Here is a 19,677-nt window from a genome sequence, read left to right as displayed (position 1 = left end):
CCGTCGGCAAAAAAGCGGGTTGCAAGACCCGCTTGCAACACCATCGCAATTCATAAAAACAGTACACGCAAACGTTTTTCCGGTTACAACCCGGTAATCTGCAACCAGTTGGTATTCCGCTCGCCGTGCAGTAACAACAATTTTTTGGATGGCATACGATAATGAATATTCGTATGGGTTAATCGAATAGGTTTAACAAGCTCGACAGTGTTTCTTCACCTTTGGCGAGATTTTTTGCTTCGCTTTGTTCACCAAAGCCTTCCCATTCCACATCTTCCGGTGGTAACTCATCCAGAAAACGGCTGGGGGTGGTTTCGCTCATTTCACCAAATTGTTTACGCTTGCCCGCAAGGGTCATTGATAGCGTGCGTTGCGCACGGGTGATACCTACATAAGCAAGGCGGCGCTCTTCTTCAATGTTGTTGTCTTCAATACTGTTGCGATGCGGCAGTAAATCCTCCTCCATGCCCACCATAAATACATGGGGAAATTCCAGGCCCTTGGAGGCATGCAAAGTCATCAGTTGCACTTGATCACCGGTGTCCTCTTCTTCTTGCCGTTCCATTAAATCGCGCAATACCAGTTTGGCGATGGCGTCTTCCATTCGCGTATCGTCTTCTTCATCGTCGAATTCGGTTTTATCCAGGGTTTTTTGTAGCGACTCCACCAGATAAAACACATTCTCCATGCGTTTTTCCGCCGCTTTGGGGGTGTTGGAGTTCTGGTGCAGCCAGCCTTCGTAATCGATGTCGTTGAGCATTTCGCGGATGGCATTTACCGGACTTTCGCCCGTGCAATTGCGCGCAACCTGTTTAACCCAATGCGCAAAACGCTGGATTCGCTCCAGGTTTTTTTCCGGAATGCGACTTTGCAGGCCGATCTCATCCAGAGCGGCGAATAAGCTGATATTGCGTTCGCTCGCGTAATTGCCCAGGGCTTCGAGGGTGCTGGTGCCAATTTGGCGACGCGGCGTATTGATCACGCGCAAAAATGCACTGTCATCATCCGGATTAACGATCAGGCGCAAATAAGCCATGACGTCCTTGATTTCGGTCTTGGCAAAAAATGACGAACCACCACTCATCTTGTACGGGATTTGATGGTGCTGGAGTTTCATCTCCAGTAAACGCGCCTGGTGATTGCCGCGATAAAGCACAGCGAAATCGCGGAATTTGTATTGCTTGCGCAGGCGCTGGGTAATGATTTCGGTGGCGATGCGTTCGGCTTCCGCCTCTTCATTTTTACAGCGGATCACGCGGATAGGGTCGCCCAAACCCATTTCACTCCATAGCGCCTTGTCATATTCGTGGGGATTGTTGGCGATTAAATGGTTGGCAACGCGCAGGATGCGACTGGTCGAGCGGTAGTTCTGCTCCAGTTTGATGACGCGCAAACTCGGGTAATCCTGCTTGAGCAGCCCCATGTTTTCAGGACGGGCACCGCGCCAGGCGTAAATGGATTGATCGTCATCACCCACCACCGTCAATGCGCCGCGATTGCCAACAATGAGCTGCACCAATAAATACTGGCTGGAGTTGGTATCCTGGTACTCATCTACCAGCAAATAGCGGATCTTTTTCTGCCAGCGGGTGAGAACTTCGGGGTTGGTCTGGAACAATTCCACCGGAATCAGGATCAGATCATCAAAGTCCACCGCGTTGTAGGCGCGCAACGCCTGGTTGTAACGCAGGTAAATCATGGCGATGGTCTGTTCGCCCTGGCTTTGCGCCATACCCAAGGCGCGCTCGGGACTAACCAGATCATTTTTCCAGTTGGAAATCTGGTGTTGGACCAGATCCAGATGGTCGCTGTCCAGATCACCGTCTTTCAGCATTAATTCTTTGAGCAAGGAGCGGGCATCTTCAGAATCGAAGATGGAAAAACCGGGCTTGAAGCCGAGCGCCTTGTGTTCACGGCGGATAATATTCAAGCCGAGGTTATGGAAGGTGGAAACCGTTAAGCCGCGGGACGCGCTGCCTTTCACCAGCTTGCTGGCGCGCTCTTTCATCTCGCGGGCGGCTTTGTTGGTGAAGGTGAGGGCGGCGATGTGGCGCGCCGGTATGTCACACTTTTCGATTAAATAAGCGATTTTACGGGTAATTACGCTGGTTTTACCGCTGCCGGCACCCGCCAGCACCAGGCAGGGGCCATCGATATAGAGCACGGCTTCTTTCTGGCGGGGGTTGAGTTGGGTCACAGCAAATTGCCTGGGGAAAACATCGGGCGAGCATTCTAACAAGCCGCGATGACCTTGCAATCGCGATTTCACCGACTATAACCACAGAATGAAAATTGCGGGTTTGTAGCGGTTAATTGTTATATAAGTAAACGTATAGTTTGCGCCAACTGGCTGCTACCATGATTATCAATGGGGCTAAAAATCGGGTGCTAAAACCACCTCTGGCTGGATGACGGGAAGAGACGGTAAGCGATGGACAAGAAGATAAAAGTGTTGTTTATCGACCGTGAGCAAGGCGAGTACCTGCTCATCGCCGAGATTTTGTCCCACATTCGCCACGTCGAATATGAATTGGTATGGTGCAACCAACTGGAATCAGCGCTTAATAAAATTCTCTCGCAGGAATTTGATGTTGCTTTGCTGGATTATTACTGGGGCAACGCCAGTGCGCGCGATTTATTAAATGCCGCGCGCGTGCAAGCCTGCCAGACCCCGATTGTAGTAATGACTGATGAAATGGAAACCGAAGTAGATCGCGAAGCGATTCGCGCTGGCGCTGCGGATTATTTAATTAAGGGCCAAATCGATCATTTGTTGTTGGAGCGTGCAATTCGCTACGCGATTGAACGTAAACAAACCGAGCAACATCTTTCGCGCCTTGCGCATTATGATCCGCTTACCGATGTGCCCAACCGCATTTTATTCCGCGACCGTCTCGAGCACGCCATCAATTTAGCCGAGCGCGATAACACCAGCTTTACGTTGATGTTTATCGACCTTAACGGCTTCAAACAAGTTAACGATAATTTTGGCCACGATGCCGGCGATGCCATTATTCGTATTTGCGCTGAACGTCTAAACGCATGTTTGCGTCGCAGCGACTCAGTGGCGCGCATGGGCGGCGATGAATTTACGTTATTGCTGCAAAAAATTGCCAACAATACTGATGTTGCGCATATCGCTGAAAAAGTCATTCGCGCCATTGAAATGCCGGCGGATATTAACGGGCATGAAGTGGTTGTAGGTTGCAGTATCGGCATCGCTATTTATCCACAAGCGGGGCGCGATGCCGATACCTTGCTTAAACATGCTGATATGGCGATGTATAAAGCCAAACAAGATCACAATAGTAATTACCGTTTCTTTACCGAAATGATGAACCAGGATGTACGGCGGCAATTGCGTTTGGAATCCGATTTGCGCGCAGCGCTAAAAAAACAGCAATTTGTATTGCACTATATTCCGCGCGTTGAAGTTTCTACGGGTAAAGTCATTGCTCTTGAAGCGCTACTGCGCTGGGATAAACCTGGTGTAGGCTTATTGGATGCAGATGATTTTATCGCGACGGCGGAAGAAACCGGCATACTCACAGCGATTGGATATTGGGCCATTCGCCAGGCTTGTAATGATGTAAAAAATTTGCAGGCATTTTGGGACGGACCGTTGATGATGGCCATTAATTTGTCCGTGCGCCAATTTAAAGATGACAATCTGGTGCACGAAGTCGCGCGCATTTTTGCAGACAGCGATATCCAGCCAGGCGATATTGAATTTGAAATTACCGAAACGGTGTTTGCTGAAAATATCGAACTGGTTTCCTTGTGTATGCGTCCGCTGTCATTTTTTGGAATCAATTTTTTGCTCGATAGTTTTGGTGCGGGTAATTCATCGCTTTTACATTTACAACGATTGCCGATTAGCACGGTAAAAATCGATTTGAATTTTTTGCAGGAATTAAACCGTAGCCACACCGATAAACGCTTGGTGTCAGCGATGATCACCCTTGCGCACAACCTTGGGAAATTGGTTGTTGCGGAAGGCGTGGAAACCAAAGAACAAAAAGATTGGTTGAAGGAAAGGGGCTGCGATTTAATGCAGGGACATTATTTTTCCGCGCCCAAATCCTATATTGAAATTATGAATTGGCTGCAAGAGTCGGCAGCGCGCCAGCAACTCAATTAATTGTACTGCTTGCTAATTGCCGGGTTGGCGATCCAGCGTCCGGTAACTTAAGGCTTCGGTAATATCTACGGTATTTACTGTTTCGCGCCCCCCCATATCTGCCAGCGTACGTGCCAATTTTAATACTCGATGATACGCACGCGTTGATAACCCCAATTTATTAATTGCTTGTTCGAGTAAATTTTTATCGCTGTTTGTTAATTCGCAATACTGTTCCAATTCGGGGGCGCTGAGTTGGTTATTGGCTTTGCCTTGCCGCTGCAACTGGCGTGCACGGGCTTGCTCCACCCGCGCGCGAATCGTTGCTGTTCCATCGCCCAGGGTTTTGCTTTGTAACTCGCCTTGTCGTAATGCCCTGACAGGAACGTGCATATCAATGCGATCCAAAAGGGGGCCGGAAATTTTATTGCGATAGCGTCTTACCTGGTCTGGAGTACAGCGACAGCGATTGGCATCACTGCCGTGGTAGCCGCAGGGACACGGATTCATCGCCGCGATCAGTTGAAACCGTGCCGGAAAGCACGCCTGGTTGCGAGCGCGGGAAATTCGCACTTCGCCGCTCTCCAATGGCTCACGCAGCACTTCCAATACTTGCCGTGAAAACTCCGGTAACTCATCTAAAAAAAGCACACCGGCATGTGCCAGCGAAATTTCTCCCGGCTTTGGATTGGTTCCTCCTCCCACTAAGGCTATTGCGGACGCAGTGTGATGGGGGGATCTAAAGGGGCGCTGCCGCCACTGGTATTCCTTGGCTTGTGCAGCGACGGAATATATCGCGGCGACATCCAGCATTTCCCGCTCGCTTAAGCTGGGTAACAGGCCCGGCAAGCGGCTGGCCAGCATGGTTTTACCTGTACCTGGAGGGCCATAAAACAATAAATTATGGCTGCCACTGGCGGCGATCTCTAGTGCACGTTTGGCATGTGATTGGCCCTTAACGTCGAGGATATCCAACGTATTTTCGGCGGAAAGGAAGCTATCTTGCGCGGGAGCTGCCGGTTTTAGTAGCTCCCGTTGATGCAAATGGGCGCAGACTTGCAGAAGGTTAAGTGCACCAAAGACGCGCGTAATGCTACTCAAAGCCGCTTCGCCCGCGCTGGCCGTGCTAATAATCAAGTCACGCCGGGCGTCGCCGCAAGCGAGGGCTGCAGGAAGGGCTGCACTAATTGGGCGCAGTTCGCCCGAAAGTGCCAGTTCGCCCAAAAACTCATGGCGTTCAAGTTGCTCCAGGGGAATTTGACCGGAGGCTGCAAGAATACCCAGGGCGATAGGCAAGTCATAACGACCACCTTCTTTTGGAAGGTCGGCTGGCGCTAGATTTACGGTTATCCGTTGGGCGGGAAATTCCAGGTGACTGTTGATAATGGCACTACGCACCCGGTCTTTACTCTCCTTCACCGCTGTTTCGGGAAGCCCGACGATAGACAGGCCGGGCAGGCCGTTGGAGATGTGGACTTCGACGGTGACTTGCGGGGCATTGATGCCAAGTTTGGCGCGCGAAAATACGATAGCGAGAGACATAAACGATCCTTGTAGTTGTTTTAACAGCAATTTTTGTTGGGCGGACTATAAATCAGCCATCGCCTTCAAACCAGTGTTTGATGCGACGGGTGTGATTTAGCGCTCCAGCGTTTCCAGTTGTTGTTCCAATTGTTCGAGTTTCTGCCGGGTACGTTGCAGTACAGCTGCCTGCGCATCAAACTCTTCCCGCGTCACCAGATCCAGGCGTGCCAGTGCTGCTTGCAGGGCAATATGGATCTCGCGTTTGGGAATAAGCTGCTCGCCATTGGGAAGGTGCTGCTGGATTTCGTCCAGCAGTTTTTCAGCCAGGTTCCTGATCATTCCTCACTCCTGCGGTCGCCCGCTTTATCTTATATCGGCGCGCAGTGTACTGCGTCCCCCTGTTAATCGCATCCGAAACCCTTCTTCGCAGGTTCGTCTCGCTTCTCTGATTGCTTTCCGGTTGCTTTAAGTGTCGATGTTCATAATTGGTGCCTAAGGTTTATACAGTTGATCAGAAATGGTGCATCACTTGTATTCGAACTTGGATATTTTTGTTTTTCGCGCCAATAAATAGGGTTATCTATTTGATTTTAATGGATTTTATGAAATTGGCCTGCTCTGTGCAAAATCTTACGCGAGTACTTGATGTCGGTTGGAGTGGTTGTTGGAACAAGGTTTTTTTGGCCATCAATCCTCAGCTGGACAGTATTTCCGGTGTTTCCCGCACCGCCTGGTGCGGGGATTTTTTCAGGAGTGCGAACAATGAAATTGGTAACAGCGATCATCAAGCCGTTCAAGCTGGATGTGGTGCGTGAAGCCCTCTCCGACATAGGCGTTCACGGTATGACCGTAACTGAAGTAAAAGGCTTTGGTCGTCAGAAAGGCCACTCCGAACTCTACCGTGGTGCAGAGTACGTGGTGGATTTTTTGCCTAAAACCAAAGTGGAAATAGCCGTTTCTGATGCCCAGACCGATGTTGTGGTCGAGGCCATCACCAAAGCGGCCAATAGCAGCAAGATCGGCGACGGCAAGATTTTTGTTTCCGATCTGGAGCAAGTGGTACGCATCCGTACCGGAGAGACAGGTAACGAAGCTCTTTAAACGATAACAAGCGACCAGCTATGCATGGCTGCTGGCATCAGACAAATCACCTCAGGAGAATACTTTCGTGAATAAACTATTTCGTATGGGCGTCAAGCTCGCTCCGCTGGCCTTGTTGGCAGCGTTGATACTTCCCGCCAGTGGCGTGTGGGCACAGGATGAAGCTGCACCTGCTGCTGAAGCTGTTTCATCGGTTGCTGCTGTAGCCGAACCTGCCGCTGAAGCCGCTGCACCGGTTGAAGCCGCTGCCACTCCTGCAGAAGAAGCTGCCGCTCCCGTTGCGGCCACGTTTGAAAAAGGCGACATCGCCTGGATGTTGACCGCTACCCTGCTGGTTATTTTCATGGTACTGCCGGGCCTTGCGCTGTTCTACGGTGGTATGGTTCGCGCCAAAAACATTCTGTCATTGTCCATGCAGGTGTTCGTGACCTTCTGTTTGATCGCCGTGCTCTGGGCGATTTACGGATACTCATTGGCATTCACCTCGGGCAGTGCCTTCTTCGGCGGGTTTGATCGCCTGTTCCTGAAAGATATGCTTGATGCCGCCGGTAACCTGCTGCCAGCGGCAACGTTCAGCAAGGGTATTTATATCCCTGAATATATGTACGCTGCTTTCCAAATGACGTTTGCTGCGCTGACTCCCTGCTTGATCGTGGGTGCCTTTGCCGAGCGTATGAAGTTCTCTGCAGTGCTGGTATTTGCGGTGTTGTGGTTCACTTTTGCTTACTTGCCAATCGCACACATGGTGTGGTTCTGGGCAGGTCCTGATGCTTACACCACTGCTGAAGCAGCGGCTGAAGCAACTGCTGGTGCTGGTTATATCTTCCAATTGGGGGCGCTGGATTTCGCCGGTGGTACTGTAGTTCACATCAACGCCGGTATCGCTGGTCTGGTGGGTTGCTTGTTGATTGGCAAACGTAAAGGTTTCGGTAATGCGTCTCTGGCGCCACACAATGTTCCGTTCACTATGGTCGGTGCGGCGATTCTGTGGGTAGGTTGGTTCGGCTTCAACGTGGGTTCAAACCTTGAAGCTAACGCCTTCGCTGCACAAGTATTCATCAACACCTTCCTGGCAACTGCTGCTGCCGTATTGGCCTGGACCTTCGGTGAGTGGCTGGTTCGTGGCAAGCCAACAATGTTGGGGGCTGCTTCAGGTGCTATTGCCGGTCTGGTTGCGATTACTCCGGCATGTGGTTGGGTAGGTCCAATGGGTGCACTGGTGATCGGTGTAGCGGGTGGTCTGATCTGTATGCTGGCGGTTCTGAAGTTGAAAGCCTGGTTGGGTTATGACGACTCCCTCGACGTATTCGGTGTTCACTGTGTGGGTGGTATCGTTGGTGCGATCCTGACTGGCGTATTCAACAGTCCTGACCTGGGTGGTACCGGTGTATATGACTACGTCGCCGGAACCTGGGGCTTCGCGGGCATCGGCGCACAAACCTGGATCCAAACCAAAGGTGTATTGATCACCATCGTATGGTCGGGTGTAGTGTCTTTCATCGCGTTCAAACTGGTCGATGTCGTGATCGGTCTGCGTGTAACTGAAGAAGTTGAGACCGAAGGCCTGGATACTGCCGAACACGGCGAGCGTGGCTACCACATGTAATTCCCCTGGCGCTTTGTGGCTTAACTGCAAGGCGCCTTTTTCTTTTCGGGTAACGGGGAACTGCTGATGGAAGAAAACATTTATCACCTCCAATATGCGCTCGATACATTTTACTTTTTGATGTGTGGCGCGTTGGTGATGTGGATGGCAGCGGGTTTTGCCATGCTGGAATCCGGCTTGGTACGCGCTAAAAATACAGCGGAAATACTAACCAAAAACATCGTGCTTTATGCCACTGCCAGTGTGATGTATCTGGTGTGCGGTTTTGCGATCATGTACGGCGACAAATTTTTTGTAACGGGAATTGGTGCAATTGATGTCGACCAAACCCTGAAAAGTTTTACCGAGCGTGAAGGTGGTTTTAGTGGCGGTGCGATTTTTTCACCGGCAGCGAATTTTTTCTTTCAAGTCGTGTTTGCTGCAACCTGTATGTCGATCGTGTCAGGTGCTGTTGCCGAGCGAATGAAACTTTGGGCGTTTTTGTTGTTCTCTCTCATCATGGTTGGTTGTATTTATCCGGTAGAGGGATCATGGGTGTGGGGTTCAGCGGGTGTCTTCGGTTTGAATCTGGATGATCAATTTGGCTTTAAGGATTTTGCCGGTTCCGGTGTTGTGCATTTGACGGGTGCGGCAGCGGCGCTATCGGGAGTTTTACTCCTCGGTGCACGCAAAGGTAAATACGGTCCTGACGGTGAGGTTCATGCGATCCCCGGTGCAAATCTGCCAATCGCAACCCTTGGAGCAATTATCCTCTGGTTCGGGTGGTTTGGTTTCAACGGCGGCTCGGTACTCAAGCTAGGCGATATCACCAGCGCCAACACTATCGCGATGGTATTTGTGAATACCAATGCATCGGCAGCGGGTGGTTTGATCGGGGCGTTAATTATTGCGCGTGTACTATTTGGCAAAGCCGATCTCACCATGATCCTTAATGGTGCACTCGGAGGCCTGGTGGCAATTACCGCAAGCCCTGATACACCGAGCGCAATGGGTTCTGTGTTTATCGGCCTGATCGCCGGCGCTATTGTGGTGTTCTGTATTCTCGGGTTGGACAGGTTGCGTATTGATGATCCTGTCGGTGCAATTTCTGTCCATGGTGGAGCTGGCCTGTACGGTTTATTGGTGGTGCCATTCACCGCAACCGGGACCAGTTTTCTCGGGCAGCTAATTGGCGCCGTGACAATTTTCGGATGGGTATTTATTACCAGCTACCTTGCCTGGTTTGTCATTAAACGTGTGATGGGTATACGTGTATCCGAAGAGGAAGAATTTGAAGGAGTGGATTTGGCTGAGTGTGGTATGGAAGCCTATCCTGAATTTACCAACAAGTAATTGTTAGACAAAAACCGGCCAGTGAGCCTGCGTTGCAGATGCTGGCCTCCCTAAACCAATTTATTACAAAGTTGTTGTTGATGGGCGAAGCTTGGGTGTATCTTTAACTCCAAGTTGTTGGGGTCGAGCCAGGTATCTGATTGGCAAGATTTTCCAGCGCCGCCTCCTTAAGACTCCAGCAAAGGAATTAATAATGAAACTGATTACTGCCGTTGTAAAACCGTTCAAACTTGATGATGTGCGCACTGCATTATCAGATGTAGGTGTTCAGGGTATGACTGTGACCGAAGTAAAAGGCTTTGGTCGCCAGAAAGGTCACACCGAACTTTATCGTGGTGCTGAATACGTTGTTGATTTTCTGCCCAAAGTTAAAATTGAGCTGGCTGTGGACGACTCAATGGTTGAGCAAGCGGTAGAGGCAATTACCAAGGCTGCGCAAACCGGAAAAATTGGCGATGGTAAAATTTTCATCGCACCATTGGATGAAATTATCCGCATTCGCACCGGCGAAACCGGCTCTGACGCTGTGTAAGTTGATTTAATCCTGCGGGGCTTTCGGGTAGCGCGGAGCAATAAAAACGTCACTTTCCAGTGGCGTTTTTTTATGGTAAAAATTTTTGCAAGCTGATGCGTATTTGCCGGATCATACGTTGTTGTTGCACCAATAAATAGCTGGGGAATGCAAGCAGTAACAACAATATTGCGCTGGTTACGGGTGACATATTCAACATTTGTCGAACGAGTAGCACAATTAAAAAACAAAGTGTTGTCAGCAATAAAACGGTAACCAAAGTATTGTTCCAATGACGTGTTTTATTTTCTCGTGCGATTGCATCGGCATAGGCTTTGCTCAGCAATGATTGCTGTTGGTGTGGTGGAAGGTGTGCAACTTCCGGAAAATATTTAGCCAGTTTTTTTGTGTTCATGATTGTTGCAAAATGCCTGGTCTTGATGTCTTTAATTATTGTGTTAAGTGGGATCAGGTAATGTTTTGGTTACTTTTATTATCACCTGATTCCAATGCTAGACTTGCTGATTGTTAATAACTAAAATCCGCCGCACTGGCCCATAGTAAGGCAAAAAAAGCCTAAAAAAGCATCATTAATCATCATGACGATTAAAAGAGTCTGCGCTATAAATTAGCCGGAGTCTCCCATCAAACAGGTAATTTTTGTTGGGGCCAAGAATAAGAGAATTTCATTGTACAAGTTTTCAGGTGACATTATGACTGATGAAGACCCCATTAACGACGAAGAATTAGACGATGCTGGCGTAGAAGGGGAAGAGGACGCCGACGAGGCTGATGAGCCTGGTGATAGTGATGATGCCAGTTTTTCCGGTTCCTCAAGTAAAGCTGCAGCAGCGGAATCAGAAGCGTTAGAGGACTTTAGTATTGCATCGCGCCAAAAAGTGCGGGACGAAATTGAAGATCAGATTGCTGCTTTTTTGGCCCGCGGTGGCAAAATTAATGAAGTTGCACCTAATGTAACGGCGGACCCACCGAAAAAGCCAACACCGGATTATGGTGGTCGCCCTATATAAAACCTGATGGGGTTATCCTTGTTCGGGCCCACCCGGCATCCTGCGTTAATGTAGAAATGTACGGGAATTAGTTTGCTATTCCTATGTTGCGATTCAAAAAAACCCTGCCGTTAGGCGGGGTTTTTTTATGTTTGGAATCATTAGTAATTGGCCTTTAATTAGGCAAGCTAATTGCTATCAAAATGCAATAGAATGCCGTCCGGATCAAACATTACTGGTGTGTGACAGCTGGGGTGGTCAGGGCAAAAGGACGTCAGCCAGTCTGGATTTACGTTTTCAAAATTTCCAAAGGTAAAAACAACAAATGATAAAGGTGAAACCATGCTCTTGACGCTTGTCTTCATGTATTTGGCAGTTACTGTCTCTATAGGTCTCTGGGCCTCCAGACGGGTAAAAGGAACTGCCGACTTCGTGGTTGCCGGTCGCCATCTGCCGCTCATCATGGTAGTGACTACTACATTTGCCACCTGGTTTGGTGCGGAAACCATTATGGGTATTCCAGCGCGATTCGTAGAATCCGGTTTGAATGGTGTTGTAGAAGATCCTTTCGGTGCCGGTATGTGCCTGATTTTGGTGGGGCTGTTTTTCGCCGCCAAACTTTACAAGATGATGTTATTGACTATCAGCGATTATTATCGCGAGCGCTATGGTCGCAAAGTAGAACTTCTGTGTTCATTGATGATTATCCTGAGTTATCTCGGTTGGGTTGCTGCCCAGGTAACAGCCCTGGGGCTGGTATTTAACCTGCTCACTGGCGGTGCATTGGATGTAACCACCGGCATGATGTTGGGCACATTAATCATCACTACTTACACTTTGCTGGGGGGTATGTGGTCGATTGCCGTCACTGACCTCGTACAGATTATAGTGCTGGTGCTTGGCCTTTCGGTGATTGCAATGTACGCTGCTGATCTTGCCGGCGGCGCTGACAAAGTGATCAGCCTTGCGAGTGAAAAAGATTTATTCAATTTCCTGCCCCCACCAGACTTCCATGAAATCCTGTTTTTTATCGGTGCTGCAATTACCTTGATGTTCGGTTCTATTCCCCAACAGGATGTATTCCAACGGGTGATGTCTGCTAAAAACGAAAAAGCAGCGGTGCGCGGCCCGATTATCGGTGGTACCTGCTACATCATTTTCGCGTTTGTCCCGATGTTCCTGGTACTAAGTGCACTGATCATCATGCCGGAGCAAGCCCAGCAATTAATCGCTGATGATCCGCAAAAAGTGCTGCCTACATTAGTGATGGAACATATGCCGTTTGTCATGCAGGTGCTGTTCTTCGGTGCTTTGTTATCGGCATTGATGTCGACCGCATCGGCGACGTTGCTGGCACCCTCAGTCACTTTTATTGAAAACATCTGGCATCAATTTGTGCCGCGCGCCGATGACAAAACTGAATTGCGCAATATGCGTATTTCAGTATTGATCTTTGGTATTTGCGTCTGTACTTATTCGGTAGCCCTCGAAGGTACCTCCATTTATGACTTGGTATCCGGTGCTTACCAGGTTCCACTGGTAGGTGCATTTGTGCCGCTGGTGTCCGGCTTATATTGGAAGCGCGCCACTACACAAGGTGCATTGTTCTCTATCGGCGCCGGTTTAAGTGTCTGGTTATTCTTCACCTTTACTCCCGCTGGCGAAATATTCCCCGCGCAACTGGCCGGGTTATTGGCGGCAGCGACAGGAATGATTGTTGGCTCATTGGGCAAACAAATGATTTCCAATGTCGGTGGCGAGCATTACAAGCTCAATATTTCGAATTAATGACCCAGGTTTACCAATCCGGCGGGTGCCGGATTGGTGAAAAACTACCACGCCGTCTCATCCTCCCGTTTGCTATCCCTATGCATGCAACTCCAATGGTATGATTCCACCCTGAATTCATTGCCGAATGTTGGAATCCATGTCTGCTAATCGCTCGCTGCTCCGTATCGCCACCCGTAAAAGTTTGCTCGCCCTCTGGCAGGCCGAATATGTCAAAGCCGAATTGGAGAAACACCATCCCGGCTTGGTTATTGAGTTGGTTCCACTCACCAGCCGCGGTGACAAAATTCTCGATGTTCCCCTGGCTAAAGTCGGTGGTAAAGGTTTGTTTGTGAAAGAGCTGGAGCAAGCGTTATTAGCCGGTGAAGCCGATATTGCTGTGCATTCCATGAAAGATGTTCCCATGGAGTTTCCCGAGGGCTTGGGCTTGTCAGTAATTTGCCCGCGCGAAGATGCGCGCGATGCGTTTGTCTCCAATCGCTACAACTCGCTCGATGAAATTCCCGCTGGCGGGGTGATTGGTACGTCCAGCTTGCGTCGCCAATGCCAGTTGTTGGCCAGCCGTCCGGACCTGCACGTAAAATTCCTGCGCGGCAATGTGCAGACACGCCTGCAAAAACTGGATGATGGTGAATATGATGCAATTATTCTCGCTGCCGCCGGATTGATTCGCCTGGAATTAAAAGAGCGCATCCGGGCTTACATTACCCCGGAACAAAGTTTGCCTGCCGGTGGTCAGGGAGCAGTGGGTATTGAGTGTCGTATTGATGATGCAGCAACAATCGCCTTGTTAAAACCCTTGCACCACCAAACAACTGCGGAACAAGTATTGGCTGAGCGTGCCATGAATCGCCGTTTGCAAGGTGGCTGCCAGGTGCCTATAGCCTGCTATGCTATTCATCGCGATAATCAATTGTGGCTACGCGGTTTGGTGGGGGCACCCGATGGTAGCGAGATGTTATTTGACGAAATCAGCGGGCCGGTTACGGATGCAGAAAAAATTGGTATCGAATTAGCGGAACGTTTACTCGCCGCCGGCGCCGATAAAATCCTCGCCGAGGTTTATGCGAGCGCGGAATAATTTATGAGCGACTCATTACCATTCCGTGTCGTCATCACGCGCCCGGAAGCGCAAGCAAATAGCTGGGCACAGCAACTGGAAGCGCAAGGTTTTACCACGACCAAATTGAACTTGCTGGAAATCGTTCCAGTCAGTAGCGATGAAAAAATTCGCGCGATAAAAAACAAAATTCTGGATTTTGACCTGTACCAGAAAGCGATTTTTGTCAGCCAGAATGCGGTTGAATTTGGCATGCAATGGCTGGATGAATACTGGCCGCAATTACCCATCGGCATTGATTATTTTGCCGTGGGCGCTACCACTGCAAAAAAACTGTCTGACTATGATATTGCAGTAACTGATCTTGCAGTGAGCGACAACGGTGGTATGACCAGTGAAGATTTATTACGTTCACCGGGATTACAGCAGGTGGACGGCGAAAAAATAATTATTTTTCGCGGCTGTGGCGGGCGTGGCCATATGGCTGAAGAGTTGCGCAAACGCGGCGCCTGGGTAGATTACTGCGAGCTGTATGAGCGACGCTTACCCTCGCATGCGGACGAACAGCTGCGCACACTTTGCAACGATATTGAACAGACGCAACAATTTTTACTGAGTGTGCACAGTGGTGAGAGTTTGGAAAACCTGCTCGGATTAATCAACAATTATCCGACCCAGCATCAGGAAAAATTGCGCGCATTGCCATTGTTGGTCCCTAGCCAACGGATTGCAATGGCCGCGCAAACAGCGGGATTTAACAACACAATTTGTGCAGAAAATGCCACTGATCCGGCTATGACTGCTGCACTTATACGTTTTGCCCGCAATCATTAATCAACGGTTCAAGCCTTATAGGATTTCAGCGTGACTGACCCAATATCTGCATCGACGACCCCACCTGTAAACCAAACGCCAGTGCAGCCACAGCACGTGCCTTATATTGCACCGGTTGCTCCGGCAAAATCCTATGCCGGTGTTTTTTCGCTAATCTGGTTGTTCATTATTTTATTGGTAGTGGCAGTGGGAGCCAGCGCTGTGTTCGCATGGCGCTATATGGAAACGCAGCAACAATTGATCAGCTCGTTGCGTGAGCAAGTCGAGCAAAATGCGTTGACATTGGAAACCAAGCAACAGGCGTTGGAAGATGATTTTGAAAAAGAATTGGTTGAGCAACAAAATAATGTACAAGCCAATTTGAATGATCTGGCTGAGCAACTGGATAGCAACAATGCGCGTTTGCTATCACTGTCCAGCGTTAACCGTGATGAATGGAAATTGCAGGAAGCGCAATATTTATTGCGCCTGGCGGACCAACGCATTCTCCTGGAAAAAGATAGCCAGAACGCATTGGCGTTAGCGCTTTCTGCCGATGATGTACTGCGCGAAATTGATGAAGCTGATTTGATGGGCGTGCGCAAATTACTCACGGAAGAAATCGCCGTGTTAAAACTTGCCGGGGTGATTGATCGCGAAGGCATATTTTTACGCCTTTCGGCATTATCTACCCAAGTGGATGGAATACCTTTTATCGAACCTTTAGGTCAGGAGCAAGACTTATTGGCTGAAGAACCTATCCCTGAAGATGAAACGTTCAAACAGAAAATCACTCGCCACTTTTATGCACTACTGCATAAGCTCGGTTCATATGTGCGGGTGCGCGACCACGGCAAAACCATTAATGCGGTGCTACCACCGGATGAACAAAAATTCCTGCAGCAAAATTTGCGTTTGATGCTGGAGCAAGCGCAAGTTGCGTTGTTGCGTAATGAAAAAGGTATTTATCAGGAGAGCCTGGTAAAAGCACAAAACTGGATCAACCAATATTACGCGTTAAATGAGAAAGCCAAAGCGGTGCTGGAAGAATTGCAATCCTTGCAGCAAGAAGAAATTTCCCCCGAATTAACGAATTTCAGTAACAGCGCATCGGCGCTGGCGGATTACATCGCCAAGCGTGAAAAAATGGCTGCGGCCCGTCGCGGGGTACGCCAATGAAGCGTCGCTTGATAAAAGCCATTTTATTTTTGTTGATTGTTGCCGCCGTCGTTTTCTTATTGGTGCGCGGCGATGGGTACTTGTTGATTTCCTATGGTACAAAAACCATTGAGATGACACTGTGGGTTGCCGCAATCGTCATTGTGATTATCTGGACTTGCATCTGGTTATTGCGAAAAGTCCTTGCGGGTGGTGTCGAAATGGCGCGCCGTTTCCGTGAAATATTTTTGTTTGGCTCAGTTGAACGCGCACAAAAACGTGCTGCAACCGGCATGGTGGATTACCTGACTGGCGACTGGTTTGAGGCGCGTAAAAAATTAACCCGCACACTCGATAAAGTGGAATACCCGTTGGCCAACTATCTCGCCGCTGCGCGCAGCAGTTTTGAAATGGGTGATGAAGCTGAAGCAGAAAATATCCTGGAAAAAGCACTGGCCGTTTCCAACAGCGAGCTGCCGGTTGCATTAATCCGGGCGCGCTTGCATGTGCAGGCAGGTCGTTATGATGAAGCAATTAATATCCTCAAGCCAATTGATATCAAAATGCCACGTCAACCGGCAGTGTTGGATTTAATGCACCACATTTATATTGCGCAAAAAAACTGGCGCGCACTGGAAGAGTTATTTCCATTGATGCGTAAAGCCAAGGTGTTATCTAACGTAGAGTTTGATGCGTTGGAAATTTTATTGGCGACGGAAAAAATGCACGTCCATTCAGCGCAAACCAAAGCGCTATTAATTGCCGAACGTTTGCCTACATTGCAAAAATTGTGGAAATCTTTCTCCCGCAGCTTGCAAAAATCGCCGGAAGTTATTTTTGCTTATGCGCGCGCACTGGCTGAAAATTACCAGGATCAGGAAGCGGAAGTTATTATTCGCAAAGCCCTGGGTAATCAATGGTACGATCCATTAGTAGCGCTTTATGGCCGCTTGCAGGTCAAAGAAATCCACACACAATTGCGCACCGTAGAATCCTGGCTGAAAAGCCGGCCGCAGGATGCCACCTTGTTGTTAACGATGGGGCGGTTGATGGAACGCAACCAGCAATGGGAACTGGCGCGCGAATATTTCCAGCGCAGCCTTAATCAAAAACAACAGTTGGAAACTACCGCAGAATTGGCGCGCCTGATGACGAAGTTGGGCGATCATAAAAAAAGCGCCGAATATTACCAGCAAAGTTTATTGTTGGTTGAACATAAATAATTTTCAGCTAACCGTTTTGGTTTGAATTATGAAACTGTGGCGATGGAGCCGCGTCTGGATAAGTCGCCACAAATTCCTCTCCGGCTTTTTGTTGTTGATCGGTTTTGGTTTTGGCTGGTTACAATGGTCACCGCTTCCTGCGAGCCTTCACTCAACTCCCTACGCCTCTTTATTGCTGGCCCGCGATGGTAGTTTGCTTGGTGCCAGTATTGCTGTTGATCAGCAGTGGCGCTTTGCCCCCGTGGCACAATTGCCTGATAAATATAAAAAATCGTTGCTGCTATTTGAGGATCGCCATTTTTACCAGCATCCCGGTATAAATCCTTTTGCTATTGCGCGCGCTGTGTATGGCAATATTTCTGCTGGAAAAATTACTAGTGGCGGTAGCACCTTGAGTATGCAGCTCGCGCGCTTGTTGCGACAAGAAACCTACCGCCTGGATGAAAAAAACAGCGGGCGCACACTCGACAATAAAATCAGGGAGGCTGTACTTGCGTTGCAATTGGAATGGCATTTCACTAAAGATGAATTGTTAATCCATTACACCAGCCACGCACCTTACGGTGGCAATATTATTGGAATCCGCGCGGCAGCATGGCGTTACTTCGGGCGTTCCCCGGAATATTTATCCTGGTCGGAATCTGCATTATTAGCGGTATTGCCTAACAGCCCGGCGTTAATTCACCCCGGCCGGCAGCGCGATTTATTGTTGCAAAAGCGCAATCGTTTATTGCATCGATTGCATGGACAACATTATTTTTCCGACCTGGATTTGCAGTTGGCATTACTGGAACCGCTTCCGGAAAGGCCGCAAGTGCTGCCACAACTTGCACCGCATCTGCTTTCCACATTAAAGAAAACATTTCCCGAGCAAAAAGTTTTTACTTCCACTATCGATTTATCGTTACAACAATTGATTGGCCAGATTGCGCAACGCCATAGCAACCGGTTGGCAAATGAAGGTGTCAATAATATCGCATTGGTGTTGGTTGATCATCAGAGTATGCAAACCATGGCGTACATTGGCAACGAAGCTTTCCAGAATAAAACGAATGCAGCACCGAATGTCGATATTGTTCAACGTCCGCGTTCTACGGGCAGTATTTTAAAACCCCTATTGTATGGTTTGATGTTACAGGAAGGTGAACTGGCACCCACCAGTTTAATTGCAGATATTCCCACGCAAATTAATGGTTACAGCCCACGAAATTATGACCGAACTTTTCGTGGCGCAGTGCCGGCGCAATTTGCGTTGGCGCATTCCTTAAATATCCCCGCCGTGCGTATGTTGCGCGATTATGGCATCGGTCGTTTCCAGGAAAAATTACAGGCAATGGGTATGACCAGTTTGTTTCGCCCCGCCGATGATTATGGGTTGACATTAATTCTGGGCGGTGCTGAAGGTTCGCTGTGGGAGTTAACCAATATTTATGCGCGTCTCACGGCCACCGCGCGCGACGGTGATATTAATCAACCGGCCACGCAATTATTACTCACAGAAAATAATTCAGAATTGAGCCACGTTAAACCCGTTTTTAATCAGGGTGCTGCATGGTTAACCTTGCAAGCGCTAATCGAAGTTGCTCGTCCGGGTAATGATAATTACTGGCGCGATTTCGCCGGCAGTCAAACGATTGCTTGGAAAACCGGAACCAGTTATGGCTTGCGCGATGCATGGGCGATTGGCAGTAATGGTCGTTACACTCTCGGTGTTTGGGTGGGAAATGCCGGTGGAGAACCGGCAACTTTTATTAGCGGGCAAAGCAGTGCTGCACCCATTTTGTTTGATGTGTTCGATGCATTACCGAATGTAAACTGGTTTGCAAAACCGGCACATGCATTAAAAACCATTTCCGTATGCAAGGATGATGGTTATCTGGCCGGCGGCCAATGTGAAGCAGTGGATATGGAAATTCCTCGCTCCAGTCATTTTGAAAAAATTACCCCTTACCATCGTGTAATCAATGTAGATCGTAATGAGCAATTCCGCGTTCATAATCGCTGTGAAACCGTGAGTAATATGCAAACTGAAAATTGGTTTTTGTTACCGCCCACGCAAGAATTTTATTGGCGGCAACATCACAGTGAATATCGCCCATTGCCACCCTGGCGACGAGATTGTTTGGCTGATTCCGCACAAATGGATGATGACAATCCAATGGAATTAATTTATCCACAAGCACAAAGCCGGATTTATATCCCCGTTGACCTGGATGGCAAACGCAGTCGGGTAATATTCAAAGCTGTACATCGCGATGCAGCTGCAACACTCTATTGGCATTTGGACGATGCATTTCTGGGTGAGACCAAAGTATTTCATGAGCGTGAGGCGTCGCTGGAACCTGGCATACACAGGCTGTTGGTAATCGATAAAAATGGCTATAAACTGGAGCGGCGTTTCAGTGTGATAGGAACAGAATAATTTAATCAG

The 19,677-nt window shown here is 48.9% G+C and carries 16 protein-coding genes; 12 read left to right on the top strand and 4 right to left on the bottom strand.

Features of this window, described 5'->3' with window-relative positions; translation table 11 throughout:
* Positions 1-178: 178 nt before the first annotated feature.
* Entirely contained in the window at positions 179-2,197 is a 2,019-nt protein-coding gene (rep, locus tag A596_RS13630) for a DNA helicase Rep (RefSeq protein ID WP_039915774.1), read from the bottom strand.
* A gap of 234 nt (positions 2,198-2,431) precedes the next feature.
* Between rep and A596_RS13625 the strand changes: the two genes are divergently transcribed.
* Entirely contained in the window at positions 2,432-4,141 is a 1,710-nt protein-coding gene (locus tag A596_RS13625) for an EAL domain-containing protein (RefSeq protein ID WP_039915773.1), read from the top strand.
* A gap of 12 nt (positions 4,142-4,153) precedes the next feature.
* Here A596_RS13625 and A596_RS13620 read toward each other — a convergent pair whose 3' ends face one another.
* The gene (locus tag A596_RS13620; protein WP_039915772.1) at positions 4,154-5,662 is read right to left on the bottom strand and encodes a YifB family Mg chelatase-like AAA ATPase; all 1,509 of its coding nucleotides are present in this window, start codon (positions 5,660-5,662) and stop codon (positions 4,154-4,156) included.
* 96 nt (positions 5,663-5,758) lie between these two features.
* Positions 5,759-5,983: an accessory factor UbiK family protein gene (locus tag A596_RS13615; protein ID WP_039915771.1), complete on the bottom strand. Its 225-nt coding sequence runs from the start codon at positions 5,981-5,983 to the stop codon at positions 5,759-5,761.
* Between the two features lie 423 nt (positions 5,984-6,406).
* Here A596_RS13615 and A596_RS13610 point away from each other — a divergent pair, with 423 nt between their 5' ends.
* The 4 genes from A596_RS13610 to A596_RS13595 all read left to right on the top strand — a co-directional run bounded on the left by A596_RS13610 (position 6,407) and on the right by A596_RS13595 (position 10,215).
* The gene (locus tag A596_RS13610) at positions 6,407-6,745 is read left to right on the top strand and encodes a P-II family nitrogen regulator (RefSeq protein WP_039915770.1); all 339 of its coding nucleotides are present in this window, start codon (positions 6,407-6,409) and stop codon (positions 6,743-6,745) included.
* Between the two features lie 67 nt (positions 6,746-6,812).
* A complete protein-coding gene (locus A596_RS13605; protein WP_268745690.1) occupies positions 6,813-8,351 on the top strand; it encodes an ammonium transporter in 1,539 nt (512 codons plus the stop codon).
* A gap of 66 nt (positions 8,352-8,417) precedes the next feature.
* Positions 8,418-9,683, top strand: coding sequence for an ammonium transporter (locus A596_RS13600; RefSeq protein ID WP_039915767.1), 1,266 nt, complete (start codon positions 8,418-8,420; stop codon positions 9,681-9,683).
* Positions 9,684-9,876: 193 nt separating this feature from the next.
* Entirely contained in the window at positions 9,877-10,215 is a 339-nt protein-coding gene (locus A596_RS13595) for a P-II family nitrogen regulator (RefSeq protein WP_007639554.1), read from the top strand.
* A gap of 70 nt (positions 10,216-10,285) precedes the next feature.
* Here A596_RS13595 and A596_RS13590 read toward each other — a convergent pair whose 3' ends face one another.
* On the bottom strand, positions 10,286-10,609 hold the full coding sequence (locus tag A596_RS13590) for a hypothetical protein (protein WP_039915765.1): 324 nt from the start codon (positions 10,607-10,609) through the stop codon (positions 10,286-10,288).
* Between the two features lie 298 nt (positions 10,610-10,907).
* Here A596_RS13590 and A596_RS13585 point away from each other — a divergent pair, with 298 nt between their 5' ends.
* The 7 genes from A596_RS13585 (at position 10,908) to pbpC (ending at position 19,668) form a co-directional block, all read left to right on the top strand.
* The gene (locus A596_RS13585; protein ID WP_039915763.1) at positions 10,908-11,225 is read left to right on the top strand and encodes a hypothetical protein; all 318 of its coding nucleotides are present in this window, start codon (positions 10,908-10,910) and stop codon (positions 11,223-11,225) included.
* A gap of 321 nt (positions 11,226-11,546) precedes the next feature.
* Positions 11,547-12,992: a high affinity choline transporter 1 gene (locus A596_RS13580; protein WP_039915762.1), complete on the top strand. Its 1,446-nt coding sequence runs from the start codon at positions 11,547-11,549 to the stop codon at positions 12,990-12,992.
* 139 nt (positions 12,993-13,131) lie between these two features.
* On the top strand, positions 13,132-14,073 hold the full coding sequence (gene hemC / locus A596_RS13575) for a hydroxymethylbilane synthase (RefSeq protein ID WP_152600183.1): 942 nt from the start codon (positions 13,132-13,134) through the stop codon (positions 14,071-14,073).
* Positions 14,074-14,076: 3 nt separating this feature from the next.
* Positions 14,077-14,886 (top strand): uroporphyrinogen-III synthase, encoded by an 810-nt coding sequence (locus tag A596_RS13570; protein WP_039915759.1) that lies wholly within the window; start codon positions 14,077-14,079, stop codon positions 14,884-14,886.
* A 30-nt stretch (positions 14,887-14,916) separates the two neighbouring features.
* Positions 14,917-16,044, top strand: coding sequence for a uroporphyrinogen-III C-methyltransferase (locus tag A596_RS13565; RefSeq protein ID WP_039915757.1), 1,128 nt, complete (start codon positions 14,917-14,919; stop codon positions 16,042-16,044).
* Positions 16,041-17,246 carry a heme biosynthesis protein HemY gene (locus A596_RS13560; RefSeq protein ID WP_039915755.1) on the top strand — a complete coding sequence of 402 codons (1,206 nt, stop codon included), beginning with the start codon at positions 16,041-16,043 and terminating at the stop codon, positions 17,244-17,246. The genes A596_RS13565 and A596_RS13560 overlap by 4 nt, the downstream gene beginning before the upstream one ends.
* A gap of 28 nt (positions 17,247-17,274) precedes the next feature.
* Positions 17,275-19,668: a penicillin-binding protein 1C gene (gene pbpC / locus A596_RS13555; RefSeq protein WP_039915754.1), complete on the top strand. Its 2,394-nt coding sequence runs from the start codon at positions 17,275-17,277 to the stop codon at positions 19,666-19,668.
* Positions 19,669-19,677 lie beyond the last annotated feature (9 nt).

It is taken from the genome of Cellvibrio mixtus subsp. mixtus J3-8 (assembly GCF_000766945.1).
GTDB classification, from domain to species: Bacteria; Pseudomonadota; Gammaproteobacteria; order Pseudomonadales; family Cellvibrionaceae; genus Cellvibrio; species Cellvibrio mixtus_A.
This window is presented reverse-complemented; position numbering and strand designations above follow the sequence as displayed.